The sequence below is a fragment of the Paenibacillus contaminans genome (assembly GCF_003285015.1).
Classification (GTDB): Bacteria; Bacillota; Bacilli; order Paenibacillales; family NBRC-103111; genus Paenibacillus_V; species Paenibacillus_V contaminans.
The window spans coordinates 48,604-62,476 of the sequence record NZ_QMFB01000046.1; the positions used below are offsets into that span (position 1 = coordinate 48,604).

The following is a 13,873-nucleotide window of genomic DNA, read 5'->3' on the forward strand; positions in this document are numbered from 1 at the left end:
CGCGTTCATCCCTTTCCTGAAATCCTCGGCTTTCTAAAATCGGGAAACGATACCGGGACCCCGCCCGCCGCCACCGATTGAACGGAGAGCGGGAATACGGAGCTCCAGGCTACGGCATCTATGACGTCGACGGCAGGCTTTCGGTTTTCCAAAATCGCGGAGACGAATTCATGCAGGACGAAGTAGTCCCCTCCGCCGTGGCCCGCCTGCTCGGCCAAGTGTCCCCGCTCCTTCCACAGCGGATGCTCCCATTCGCCCGCATAGTTCCAGAGCGGCTCCCACTCGGCGGAGCCGTCGGGAGACAGCCCGGGCGACCTGCCCGACAGCCAGACAAGCGGGGATTCGCCGTCATGACGAGGGGACAAATACGCCCCCTTCGTCCCCTGCAAAGCATAGTGCGTCATATTGTGCGGCCGTGCCGACTGAACGTCGAACCGCAGCGTGATCAGCACGCCTTTTTTCGTGCGGATCAGGGAGACCGCCGAATCTCCCTGCCGCCAGAAGCCGTCTCCCGCTCCGGGATGCCGTTCCCCGAACAGCTCCCGATAGTAGGCCTCGGCGGCTGCGCTTCCGGAAACGAACGTCGTCAAGCTGTCCAGCTCGTCGCCGCCGTCCCGATTAATGCCGAGCCACTGGGCAACCGGTCCGAGCGAATGTGTCGGATACGTATTGCCGTTATATTCCTTCAGCAAATCGCCCCGCCAAGTCAGTGTTCCGCTTTTGTCATGCGTAAGGACGCGAATATCGTGAATATAACCGCCTTCCACGTGAACGGCATCGCCGAACAGGCCGTGCTCCATCATGTTTTTGACCATCATATTCGGACGCATGAAGCAGTAGTTTTCCGCCATCATATAGGTGCGGTCCGTTTGCCTCGCCGTTTCGGCCAATTCCCAGCAATCCTCAAGCGTATGGGCGGCAATGACCTCGCTCATCACGTGCTTGCCCGCCCGCAAAGCCTGAATCGCCTGCCGGGCGTGAATGAACAACGGCGTCGCCAGAAATACCGCGTCGATCTGCGGATCGTCGAGCAGCTTCAAGTAGTCGTCGTACACCCGTACTTGCGGGTACTCTGCCTTCCACTGCTTCAACACAGCTTCGTTCAAATCGCAAACGGCAGCCAGCTCCGCCTTATCGGATAAATTCGCAAGCACCCTGCCGAAGGTCGCGCCGCGGCCTCCCCCTACAACGGCTAATCGAACGTTTTTGCTCATCGGTCTCGTCTCCTCTTAAACTTGCCTACTTCGCCTGCGAGCTTCGTTTCTCCAATAGAGGCAGCATAACTTTCGTCTGTTCCTCCAGCATTTTATTTACGTCGACCACTTTCTTGAAATTAGCCACCGCATTATCCCATTTTTTATTAAAATCTTCTTCATTCTTCGAGGTTAACGTCACTTTGAACGGATCGTCCCAGGACGCTCTTGTCGACCATAGCTTCTGGACTTCCGGAATGTTGGCGTATTCCGCGGACCAGGACTGGACGTTCGGTACCGGTGCAAAGCCCTTCAGCCATTTGCTCTGAAGCGGGAAAGCGATCGCTTTCGACAGCGTATCGTATTTGAACAGCTTGTTCATGACTTGCGGATTGTACTTGCTTGCGCTATTCGCCCACTTGGACACTCCGTACCAAAAGCCGGGAGTTCCTCCGTTGTACGGCATATTATTAAAGGCCAACCCTTTCGCATCCCGCCAATCCATAGCCGCACTGTCGCCCTCGACCAAATACTTTTGCAGCTTCTCGTCCTTGAATTTCCGCTGGCCGTTCGAAAGCGTCTCGTACAACCCGGCTTCCTTCGTCCCCCAGAACTTGATCTCTTCCCATTCCTCCGTAAACATCGTGTTGATCCAGTTCAGAACCTGCGGAACCTCATCCTCCTTGACCGTTTTCAAAATGGTGAGCGTGTCGAGGAATGACGGCGGTCCTTCCACATAGGACGGGAATTCCGGCCTTTGCGGCACTTGCGTATAGAAAGGAACGAATCGGAACGTTTTCCCGTTCTTGGCCAGATCTTCGTTTACTTTGTCGACCAGTCCCACCCAAGAAACCGGTACGATCGCATACTGGCCGTTCATCACTTTTTCCTTGAACTTCTCGGCATTGTGTACGAGCGATTCGGGATCGATGACCTTGTCGGTGATCATCTTGTTTTGAATTTTGGCCGCTTCTTTAAACGCCGGGTTCAAGTAGCCGAAATCCATCTTTTTCTCCGGAATATTCAGCCAGCCCGTGTAGTAGTAGCCTTTGTAACCCATCATGTCGGCGCCGAGCACGCTCAGGGCGATCCAGTTATCGCCGCCGTCGTAACCTGAAGCATATACGGGCTTATTGCCCTCCTTCAAATCCAAAGCCTTAATGTCGTACATGAATTTGATATACTCTTCCGTGGATTTGATCGGCAGTACGAAATCGTCGCCGAGCGGCGCGTTTTTCTCTTTAATCAGCTTCATCGCTTCCTCGTAGTTCATTGCCGTCGGGATCAGCTTCTTCAAAATATCGTCCCGGATAAACAATCCGTTCAGCACGGTCGAACCGGTAATTTGATTTTTGGGCATTCCATAGCCGCTAAGCAGCTCGTCGCTGACGTTCGGATCGATTTGCTTGTCGACCGGGAAAGTAAAAGGAATTCCGTATATTTTTCCGTCGATTTTGATGGAATCCCAAATGTAAGCCGGGACGTTCTTCCACACGTCGGGTGCATATTTCTGGAGCAGCTCGGGCGTCAATTCCCAGTTCAAATCGCCTTCATGCAGCTTGGCGTGATGCGCCGGTCCTTGCCCCGCCTGCGTCATCACGAGATTCGGCAAATTCCCGCTGGCCACGAGGGTTGTCAGCTTCGGCTCCCACTGCTGCCCGCCGTTTCCGTAAAACTCCTTCACCTTCACCTTCGTCTTGTTCGCCAGCCAGTCGCCCGGGATATCTTCCTTCGGCTTCTCGACGGCCTGCACATCGGTTCCTTGCGTGTTCCAAATCGTCAGCTCCAAATTCTTTTTCGGGACAAAAGCTCCGTCCGTAGTCTCTTGTCCGCCTGCCGGTTCCTTCGTCGCTTCCGGCGCCTTCTGCTTCTCTTCCGTACAACCCGCGATAATCGCTGCAAGCATCATCAGAACAATCGCCAAGCTACCCCACTTGAACTTACGGTTTCGCATTTTTCTACCCCTCTCGTCATTTCATCTATCGATCAACACGCTTGTGTTCGATCCGATACCCGCTACTCTTTTACTGCGCCGATCATGACGCCCTTGATAAAATACTTCTGGAGAAACGGATACAACAGCACGATCGGCAATGTCGCTACGATAATCGTAGCCGCTTTGACGGACTCGGGCGTTACCGTCGCTCTGGGGGCGGCCGTTCCGCCGGTCATCGCGTTAACGACCGTCATTTCGTTGACAAGCTCCGCTTCCTTGACCACTTTGTACATCACATATTGCAAGGTGAACAAATTTTTCTTCGTAACGAAATACAACGAGCTGGTCCAATCGTTCCAATGGGCGACGGCAAGCCACAAGGTGACGGTCGCCATAACCGGTAGTGAAAGCGGTAACATAATGCGGAACAAAATCTGAATTTCATTCGCGCCGTCGATCAGCGCCGATTCCTCGAGGCTTGGCGGCAACGATTGCAAATACGTGCGGATAATGATCATATAGTAAAACACGAATGCCATCGGCAGGATGTACACCAAAAAATGATTCATCAAATGCAAGTATTTATAGAGGATATACATCGGAATGAGCCCGCCTGAAATAAACGTCGGAATGATTAGGAAGAAGATAAAAAAGTTTCTCCCCGGCAGCTCTTTCTTGGAAATCGCATACGCGGCGCCGGTAATGAGCAGCAGCCCCAGAATCGTTCCCGCCAGCACCCGCAATACGGAGACGACGACCGAAGAAACAAAGCCCGCATTGCCGAACACCGTCTCATAATTCGTCCAAGTGAACACCCTCGGGTATACCGTTATGCCGCCGAAAATCGTATCCTGCCCGTCATTCAGCGAAACGGCGAGCTGGTTCAAATACGGATACAAGGTGATGACGCTTAAAAACAGCATGAACAGGATATTGAGAGCATTAAAAACCCGTTCGCTCTTATGTCTGATCATCGTTTTCTCCTTTACCAAATGCTGATATTGCTGAGCTTCTTCGCGATCAGGTTCACAACATAAACGATGAGAAAAGACATGATCCCTTGCGCCAAGCCGAACGCCGTAGCCAGCGAATAATTGCCCTGCTGCACGCCGAGTTTATAAACAACCGTATTGACGACCTGCGTCTGCTCCATCGTATACAAATTTTGAAAGCCGAAAACCTGCTCGAAATTGGACGACACCAAGCTTCCCGACGATAAAATGAAGATGATCATGACCGTCGGCCAAATGCCCGGCAGCGTAATGTACAACGCTTGCTTCCATCTTCCGGCTCCGTCCATGACGGCCGCTTCGTACAGCTGCGAATCGATCGAAGCGATTGCGGCAAGGAAAATGACCGATGACCACCCGACATTTTTCCATAGATGCGACCCGAACAGAATGCCCAGAAAATGATCCGGATCCATCAAAATATTCGTTCGCTCCACTTGTTCGCCGAGAATCATAACCTTCAGATCGTTGAAAGGACCTCCCATTTCGAAGAAGGCATAAAACAAAGCGACGACCGAGATCCAGGACAAAAAATACGGCAGATAGCTGATCGTCTGAACCGTCCTTTTGAAAAACCTGCCTCTAAGCTCGTTAAACAACAGCGCCAAAATTATCGGACAGGGGAACCCGGCGAAAAGGATAACCGAGTTGTACAGCAATGTGTTCCAAATCGCCTTCTGAAAAACCGGATCCGTGAAAATGCTTACAAAATGCTTCAAGCCGACAAAATCGCTTCCCAGAAAACCCTTGAAAATGTTGAAATCCTGAAAAGCCATCACGATGCCCAGCATCGGCGCATAACAAAACACAAGCGTCCAGATCAGCGCCCCGGAAAGAAGGACGTACAGCAGCTTATACCGGTTTATTTTCTGAATTAGCTCCATCCTCACACCCTCTACGATCGACTGTATTTTCGTTTGACGTAGCCTCATTATAAAAAAAAGAAGACTCGGTAACGAGCCTACAATCTGACGAAAACTATCAATATGTGACGAACCGTAATCAGCGAATGGCCGTCGACGACCGCATTTTTTCCTTCAATTGCTCCTCCGACAATGCCTTGATTCTAACCGTTACTTTCGTTCCGCTGCCGATTGCGCTTTCGATTCGAAGTCCGTAGTCGCCGCCATAATACGTCTGAATCCGCTTCATCACGTTCCGGATCCCGTATCCTCCGAAGCTTGCCGCATAGCTGAAATTCAGCAGCTCTCCGACCGTATCCCGATCCATCCCGCGTCCGTTGTCGATGACCTCGAACACGATATCCCGCTCCTCCAAATAGCCGTTGATTACGATCCGCGCCTCCTCTTCCAGACCGTTCAGCCCGTGCAGCACCGCGTTTTCCACAATCGGCTGAAGCAGATGCTTGAGCGTGTGAAATGCCAAAATCTCTTCTTGCACGTCGATATGCAGCGCATAATCGGCGGAATGGGCGAAGCGGTTAATTTTGACATATTCGCGGATCATGTCCAGCTCGGACGAGATGCTTATAATATTGTTTCCTTTGTTCAAAGCCGTTCTGTAGTATTTGGTCATCGCGTCGATCAGCTCGACCGTATTGCGGTCTTTGTTCCATAATGCGGTCCATTTGATAACGGACAAGGAGTTATAAAGCAGATGCGGGTTGATTCTCGCCTGCAGCAGCTCGACCTCCATCGCATTGTTCTCAAGCTTGACGCTCATCATCTCCTTGTACATTTCATTCATTCGGCTTACCAGGTCTTTGAATTTGAGCTTGAGAATCGACACCTCGTCGCTGCCCTTGATTTGAATCAATTCCTCATGCAGCAGCATATCGTCGTTGCGTTTCAGCTTGTTGATGAAATTTTCCATGTTATTCGTAATTTTTTGCGCCGTCATCCTAGAGGCAAGCAGCATGACCAGAATATAAGCGAGGAAGGAAGCCGCGACGACGGCGAAAGCGAGCGCATTTTTCAAATAAACCGCCTGTCTGGGGGTAGCGATCGTGATCGTGCTGCCGTTTTTCACTTGGCTGCTCGCCATAAAATAGTCGTCGGCAGACACGCGGCCCGGATCAATCTCGTTTCCGTCCGGGCGGTTCGCCTTGTGCATCGGTCTTCCGTCCGGAAGCGACGAGTAAATGATGCCGTTGTCCGGAACGCCCATTGAATCCATGATCGTTTCGAGCGCTTTATACGGAATGTTAACCTCCAAAATGCCCACCGAATTCGTCGTATTCACAATATTCCGGTAAAACGTCAAGTACGGCAGATCGTTTTTAATCGTCGGCTCCGGTTCCCATACGATTTCGGTCGGGGCGGCCAGCCTGGCTCGCGCGACCGCTTCATGGCCTTCCAGCCCGGCCATGCTTTCGAAAAATTTGCCTTCGAACAACTTCTCATTGTAGGCATGGATAATGTATGGGCTTTTGACGTTCCCGGTATAAGCCTCGCCGATCATCGCATTGACGTTATCGATGAAGTAGAACATTTGCTCCAGATCATACGAATAATCCTTATCGATGTTGTTGATCAGATACTTGTTCGTAATGATGTAGCTGCTTTTATCGATATACTTGACGATCGTTTCGTTGATCGCGTCGACGGTTCGGTTCAATTTATCCGTAAGCTCTCCGCGGACCTCCATCGTATTTTTCTGGTACGTATAGACGGACAAATAAACGGCGATGATCAAAAAAGGGACGGAAGTGAATAAGATCAAGTTCCGGAAAATTTTATTTCTGATCATGCTTGTCCCTGAACTGCTTCGGTGTCACGCCCGTATACTCCTTAAAGACGGAAGTGAAATAAGAGGTCGTTTTGTAGCCGGTTTTCTCGGAAATCTCGTAGATTTTCATATAGGGGTCCAAAAGCAGCCTTTTTGCGGCTTCCATCCGCTGCATGAGCAAATAATCGAATATCGTCTGGCCGGTTTGCTGTTTGAAAATAAAATTGGCATGGCTCGCGCTGATGTACAGCGGACCCACGATTTGACCCACATTTTCGATTTCGGCATAGCTGTCGTCAATGATCGCCTTGATGTCCTCGATCACTTTACGGTACCTCCCGCTCCCCGTTTTGTTAACGGAGGACCGGACGGTTTCGATGATGCCGACGAGCCAACGTTTGATATCCTCGATCGTTTCAAACCGCTGCAGCTTGTCCCAAATATCGATATCGTTGCCGAATACGGAGCCGTAGCTTTCGTTTCTTTCCAGCAAAATCATCTGCATGATTTGGGTTATAGAGTAGGTGAGATTTTTTACGTACGTCTCGGAAAAACGGATGTCCGCATCGTAGCATTGATCGATAAAGGACACGATATCGTCTTCCTCTCCGTTCTCCAGCAGCCCTTCCAGCTTCCGTTTAATCTCCAGAATGTTATACTGGGAATCTTCATTCGGCGCCACCGCTTCGGAGGCCATGATGATCCGGTTGCCGCTGCTGTAAAACTTCGATTTCACCGCGTATTGCGCCATCTCGTAAAGCTTGGGCAGCTGCCCGGAACGGCTCGAAATATCGCTGATTCCAAGCGTAACGTTCAAGCTTAAGCTGTCGTTCGCCATGTCCTTGCACCGATTCGCCGCTTCGACGATCCGATTCCATAAAGCCTCGTTCTCCGGCTCCTGAACAAGGAGGATAATGGCAGCGCTGTTGAACGCCTGACTTGACCAATAACCGGCAAACTCGTTCAAAATCGTATCTTCCGCGCATTTTTGCAGTTTAACCTGCAGCAAATGCCGTTCTTCGGCCGTCAGGTTTCCAAAAAGCGTCTCATAATTGTCTATCTGCACAAAAAGGACCGAGCAGCCTTCCTGCAAATCTTTCATACCCAAATACTGCATCCGTTCCCGGATATCCGCTTCATTCTCGAATTTCCCGGACAGCAGATCCCGGATCAATTGCTCCTGGAGCACCGGCATACTCTCTTGAATACGCCTTCGCAACAGCTCGTCGCTTTGCGTCTTTTCCAGCTCCTGCTCCTTTACATGCTTCACCTTGAGGAGCGATTCGGTCAGCTCGGTTAAATCGATCGGCTTCAAAATATAGCCGTAAACCTCCAAATTAATCGCGCTTTTCAAATAATCGAAATCATCGAAGCAGCTCATGAAAATAAACTTCGTTTCGGGCAGCTCCTCTTTTATTTTTTGCGTCATTTTTAATCCGTCCATAACGGGCATGGCCACGTCCGTCAAAATAAAGTCAGGCCGCACCTGCATCGCCTGCTTGTACCCGTCCTCGCCGTCAACGGCAAGCCCGGCTACCTCTATGCCGAGCTGCTCCCAGTCGATCAAGCCGCGAATCCCTAAACGATCCGCGCGATTGTCATCCACAATAAGAATCGTGAACATGTGCGTCTCTCCCATTTTTTCGGTTTCTCTAATCATACTCGAAAACGCAAAAATGTGTAGCGCTTACATTACAACTTCCAAATTATTCTACGAATTTGAGAGATTTAACGAGCAAATCGAAGGAATCATTTTCTGAAAATGCTCCTATCCATTGCAGCGTCGAACAACCTTATAAAGCGAACATGTGTTTTTAACGTTTGACCCCTCCGAGAAGGAATTGCTACGATAATGACACTTTCTTTTGCGGAGGGGAACGTGTTAGATGCCGAGAATACCCGATTGGTTCGCGTTTTTTGCCAAACAGCTGGCACGCTCGAAGAGCGCGTTCCTGTTCATTACCTTGTTGACCGTGACGGGTGCGGCATGCGGAGCGGCGGCCCCTCTGCTCATCGGAAAAATGATGGATACGATTGCGCATAACGGCGGAGAAGGCTTGCTCCCGATCGCCCTTATCCTGCTGGGAGCCTTGCTGCTGACGGAGTTTTGCGCCGCGGTTCGCACCTATGTGTCGGCCAAAACGATGGTCGGACTGACCTACGCGCTGACCGAAGAAACGCTGGCAGCCGTCCTCCGCACCGCCTCGGATTTTTTTACGAAGACTCCGCGCGGCGAGCTGCTTCAACGATGCACCCAGGATACGAAGGTCATCCAAAAATTCGGCCTCTCCACTCTCCCCGCCTTTGTGCAGGAGCTTCTGCTTGCTTGCGCGGCGATCGTTTTCATCGTTCGATGGAACTGGCAGCTCGCTGTTATTCTGCTTGCCTCCTTCGTTCTTCTTTTTGTCCCGGTTCAGTTATACGGCCGGAAGCGCGGACTAGTCCGTAAGGAGCTGGCTGGTCATGACGCTCGTCTACGGCAAAGTTTGCTGGAGAGACTGGAGTCGCTGCAGCAGATTAAATTGTACGGAACCGAACGCAAGGAATTCGAGGCGGTTGCGGCCGAGCAAAGCAAATGGGCCGATCTCATGTATCGGGACGGGATCGTCGACAGCTGGTATCGAACGTTTCCGCGAATTCCGGATTCGTTAGCTCCTGCACTTGTCTTCGTTTTCGCCGGTTGGCAGATGATCGCCGGACAAGCTACGATCGGGCAGCTAGTGACTACGATCGCCTTCATCCCCGCCCTGAATGCGCCGGTGCGTTCGTTTTTCGGGCTGTACGTGAGTTTTGCCGACATCAAGGTTCGGATTGAAGGAATTTTGGAGTATTTGCGTCTTCCTGTGGAAAGGGGGAAACGCGACGGTCTGCTCAAACAGGAAGATTTTCGCGGTCAGCCGATTTCGTTCGCAGGGGTGCATACTTCCGGGGAACGCGGTGAAGTGCTGCGCAATCTTACGTTTACCATTGCACCGGGAGAGCATATTGCGATCGTGGGACCAAGCGGTGCCGGTAAAAGCACACTGCTTAAGCTTCTGCTTAGGCTGCAAGAGCCGACCGCAGGCGAAATCCGCATCGGCGGCGTCCCGATTAGCGAACTGGATGCGACTTATTTAAGGAGCCGAGTCGGCTATGTTATGCAGGAGGGATTTTTGTTCCGCGGCAGTCTTTATCACAATCTGACCTATCTCGGAGAGGCCGAGCGCGAGTCGCTGGACATGTGGATGGAAGCTGTAGGGGCCGAAGATATTGTCGCCAAGCTTTCATCAGGCTATGATTCCGATATCGGCTCGAACGGCGATCTGCTTTCGGGCGGACAACGTCAACTCATAGGTTTGGTACGCACAATGCTGGCAAATCCCGACCTGCTGCTGCTTGACGAAGCGACTTCCTCGCTGGATCAGAAAAGCGAGACCGCCGTACTCAACGCACTTGCAAAGCATACAAGTGGCGTCACTCGGATCAGTGTTACACATCGTCTCCGTGGCGCTGCACGGGCTGACCGGATTCTCGTCATGGATAATGGCGAGCTGACTGAGGAAGGTACTCACGAAGAGCTTCTGCGCAGAAACGGCTTGTACGCCAGGCTGTTGAAGGAAGAAGTCAACCTGGCTGCGAAAGAAGCGGCTGCTGCATATGCCGATCCGCCTGGAGGTGAGCGCCATGAAAACGAGCATGACTCCGTCTCCGTTAGCCGATAACCGCCATGCCGCGGCCGGTTACGCGCGGAAATACTTTCTGCCTTACTGGTTGAACGTAGTACTCATCCTCATGAAAAATATGATCGGAGCTCTCCTGCACATCATACCTCCATTCTTATCCAAATACGTGCTGGAGACCGTCCTTCCCCAGCAAAACTGGAATCTGCTGATTGTCGTCTGCATCTGTATGGTGGTTGCGCCGATCACGGGAAGCATCATGATTATATGGGAGAATATGTGGGGACGCTTCATGCTCACGCTATCCGGCAAAGGCCGCGCAGACTTGTACAATGGGATTCAGCATCGCCCGCTGGAATGGCTGCGTCATAATCGGATCGGCGATTTGCTGACACGTATCCTTGACGATACGCATTTTATTACCGGCATGGTTAACGGACATCTCGGATTTATGCTATTTCACGTTGTGACGATCATCGTAGGCTCATCGATTTTGTTGGCGCTGCAGCCCTTACTGGCATCCGTCGTTCTGATTCTATGGGCCTTACAGGCATGGATGATGTCGAGTTACGGCCGGCAGATCAAACGAAAAGCAGCCGATACGGCCCGCCACAACTCCGTCGTTTCCGAAACTTTACGCGAGCTCGTATCCGGTGCCGCTTTCATTAAATCGGCGGGTCAAGAAGCCAAGGCGCTCCGGAAGGTCAAGGAATGTCTTCGGCAGGAATGGGAACATACGAGCCGCGGTATCGTTGCAGAACACCGGGTTCGATTGGTCAATGCGGTTCTGAATGCAGCCGTTCTTGTCCTCATGTATACGGCCGGTGGATGGCTTGTGCTGAAGGAGAGCATAACCGTAGGTTCCTTGGTAGCTTTCATAGCCGTCTATAACTGGCTTCGGCCATTCGGTATGTCGATGATCGATATGACCTTAACTACTTTGAAAATATGGCCTTCCTTTGATCGGATAACGGAAATCGCCTTTTCCCCGGCGCCGCCTCATGAAGGTGTAACACCGAACGGAATTGTCACATTGGAGGTAAAAGGGATCGCATTCCGGCACGGAAATCGGGCTGTGCTGAACGATATCAGCTTTCAAGTTAAACCAGGTGCGATCATATCCATAGTCGGTCATCGGGGTTCGGGAAAATCGACGCTCGCCGACCTGCTGCTCAGGCTGCGGGAACCGGAATCAGGTAGTATTAGCCTAAACGGCACTCCGCTAGCGGATATCGATTCGGCTTGGCTAAGGCGTTCCGTACTTTGCGTAACGCAGGATGTCTTGCTGCGAAGCGGAACGATTTTGGACAATATTTTGTATGGCAGCGAAGAGAGTGAGCCGGAGACCATTCGCGAAGCTATCCGCATCGCGGAGTTGGAGGAGTGGGTATCTCGCCTTCCGGACTGCTTGCAAACCCGCGTCGGCGAACAAGCGCTGCAAATTTCAGGCGGGGAACGGCAAAGGATCAGCATCGCACGCGCGCTGCTTCGCAGACCTGCCATACTTATTTTGGATGAAGCAACCTCAGCGCTGGATCAAGGAACCGAACGAAGATTGCTAACCCGTTTGATCGAGAATATGAAAGGAACTACCTTTCTCTTCATCACTCACCGTCTCGACATCGCCCTGCGCTCGGACGAGATCCTGGTAATGAACGAAGGCCGGCTTGTGGAAAGAGGAACACACTATGAGTTGATTAGACACCCTGGCATCTACCGGGAGTTGTGGAAAGAGCAGGATAAGCGGTAGTCGTGCAGTTCCCAGCGCGGTGTGGCGTTGCATCTTGGCGGTCAACCAGAGGTAAGAATGGCAGTCCGGAACTAGACTAGAGCCGGACTGCCGTCGGTTTCTATTACGTATGCCTCAACGAAGCTAACGTTGCAGTTAGTCGTCCAAACCTGGATAATTCCCGACATGGATAAGGTTTCCCGCGGGATCTTTAACGGTGAATTCCCCACTAACGCATATGTTAGGTCTACTTATTCGCACATTCGCAAACCATTAGTTTATTTCCATCCGGATCCTGAAACACAAACCATCTTGCATCTATAATCTCTGTTACAAGAGTTACCCCATGCTCCCTCATGAATTGGTAGGCCTCGTGAATATCATCAGTAGGCAAACTGATTGCAGGCGTCTGGTAAGCGGGAGGTCCCTCCGGTTTGTTTCCGCCCCACATCGGCATTTCATCCAAGATTAAATCCGGTCCGCCTATGGGCAGCACATAAAGATGACCATTCACCACCTGACCCGATTCCGGTAAGCCAAAAATTGTCGAGTACCAGCTTTTGGCCGCTTGAATGTTGCGTACCGGAATGTAAATGCCTTGAACCTTGCCCCGAATTGGACTTTTCGTATGAACGACAGCCCCCTCTTTCGATGGTCGAACGGGAATATAAATATCCAACTCGGAATCGGGATGATCGGGAACTAGGAAGCGAGAATCATAAACTTGAAAATCGTATTGGCTCGAGTATTCGTATCCGGAAGAAGGCAGCCATTTGGAATGAAAGTAACTATATGAATCTGCAAGAGATTTAAGGCTTCCTTTATGCGTAACCACAGCATATTGTTGAACTGGAAACGTTCGAGTTATCATTCCTTCCGGCACTTCTTCAGCTGCACTTACTTGATATCCGGCAATAAACGCATAGTTTTCAAACCCGGAGAAGCCATCAGGATAAATGCTGACCCCGTACCTGTTGTTGCTAACGGGATCGTGGATTTCGTCCGCACGATTCAAGAAAGTGGAGAAAAGCTTGCCGATCGTGTTGTTTTTGCGTGCGTTTGCCTTAGAGGTTTTACACGACAAGCCGATGATTGTAAAAGCTTCCTTCGATTCGAGCTTGATTGCCGGGACGTTTTTTGTCATGGCGACATCTCCTTGTAAGATGGTGAGAACATGATATCCTGGACCTGTCATTCCTTTTATGGATATGATATCCAACATTATAACAAACAAATGTTCGGTACAGGAAGATATATTTCTCTTTTTCTTACGTCCTAGCATCGGTGATGCCGCTATGATTAACCAACAAGGTTGGCTAGCTGAAAAAGCGTCGGCGCTATCTTCCCTGGATTCAATTGGCTTCTAGCGAATTCCAGGTCAAAAGTAATGCACAAACAAGCTATAAACGATAAAAGACTTTGGCTAAAACGAGTTGATCGAGTACGATTTCTCGTCCGCTAGCCCGTGTCTGAAGTGTTAATGAGGAAAACATTATTGATAATGAGGCAAACCTCACTGTTTTTCGCAGAAATCCGGTGTTTCAGAGAGATAGTAAGGAGAAGGTTATTATTAGTGAGGCAAATCAAATTGATAGCATTCCTGTAGGTGCTAAGATTTCGGCTTTGAATAGTACGAGCACCCTCTGTATAGTAGATCA

At 50.8% G+C, this 13,873-nt stretch carries 9 protein-coding genes; 2 read left to right on the forward strand and 7 right to left on the reverse strand.

The features are described from left to right. Positions 1-5 precede the first annotated feature (5 nt). The 6 genes from DQG23_RS38750 to DQG23_RS38775 all read right to left on the reverse strand — a co-directional run bounded on the left by DQG23_RS38750 (position 6) and on the right by DQG23_RS38775 (position 8,451). Positions 6-1,214 carry a Gfo/Idh/MocA family oxidoreductase gene (locus tag DQG23_RS38750; protein ID WP_113036415.1) on the reverse strand — a complete coding sequence of 403 codons (1,209 nt, stop codon included), beginning with the start codon at positions 1,212-1,214 and terminating at the stop codon, positions 6-8. Between the two features lie 25 nt (positions 1,215-1,239). Continuing rightward, complete coding sequence (locus DQG23_RS38755) at positions 1,240-3,147, reverse strand: type 2 periplasmic-binding domain-containing protein (RefSeq protein WP_113036416.1); 1,908 nt, start codon at positions 3,145-3,147, stop codon at positions 1,240-1,242. A 62-nt stretch (positions 3,148-3,209) separates the two neighbouring features. Then, complete coding sequence (locus DQG23_RS38760) at positions 3,210-4,103, reverse strand: carbohydrate ABC transporter permease (RefSeq protein ID WP_113036417.1); 894 nt, start codon at positions 4,101-4,103, stop codon at positions 3,210-3,212. An 11-nt stretch (positions 4,104-4,114) separates the two neighbouring features. Further along, the gene (locus tag DQG23_RS38765) at positions 4,115-5,023 is read right to left on the reverse strand and encodes an ABC transporter permease (RefSeq protein ID WP_158560924.1); all 909 of its coding nucleotides are present in this window, start codon (positions 5,021-5,023) and stop codon (positions 4,115-4,117) included. 118 nt (positions 5,024-5,141) lie between these two features. Then, positions 5,142-6,848, reverse strand: a complete 1,707-nt coding sequence (locus tag DQG23_RS38770; protein ID WP_113036419.1) for a sensor histidine kinase — start codon at positions 6,846-6,848, stop codon at positions 5,142-5,144. Then, a complete protein-coding gene (locus DQG23_RS38775) occupies positions 6,835-8,451 on the reverse strand; it encodes a response regulator transcription factor (protein WP_158560925.1) in 1,617 nt (538 codons plus the stop codon). Before DQG23_RS38775 ends, DQG23_RS38770 begins: the two co-directional genes overlap by 14 nt. A gap of 262 nt (positions 8,452-8,713) precedes the next feature. Between DQG23_RS38775 and DQG23_RS38780 the strand changes: the two genes are divergently transcribed. Together DQG23_RS38780 and DQG23_RS38785 are read left to right on the forward strand one after the other, a co-directional pair. Further along, entirely contained in the window at positions 8,714-10,528 is a 1,815-nt protein-coding gene (locus DQG23_RS38780) for an ABC transporter ATP-binding protein (RefSeq protein WP_113036421.1), read from the forward strand. Beyond that, positions 10,491-12,236: an ABC transporter ATP-binding protein gene (locus DQG23_RS38785; RefSeq protein WP_158560926.1), complete on the forward strand. Its 1,746-nt coding sequence runs from the start codon at positions 10,491-10,493 to the stop codon at positions 12,234-12,236. The genes DQG23_RS38780 and DQG23_RS38785 overlap by 38 nt, the downstream gene beginning before the upstream one ends. 226 nt (positions 12,237-12,462) lie before the next feature. Here the strand turns inward: DQG23_RS38785 and DQG23_RS42445 are convergent, their stop codons facing one another. Continuing rightward, entirely contained in the window at positions 12,463-13,497 is a 1,035-nt protein-coding gene (locus tag DQG23_RS42445) for an effector binding domain-containing protein (RefSeq protein WP_158560927.1), read from the reverse strand. Positions 13,498-13,873: the final 376 nt, after the last annotated feature.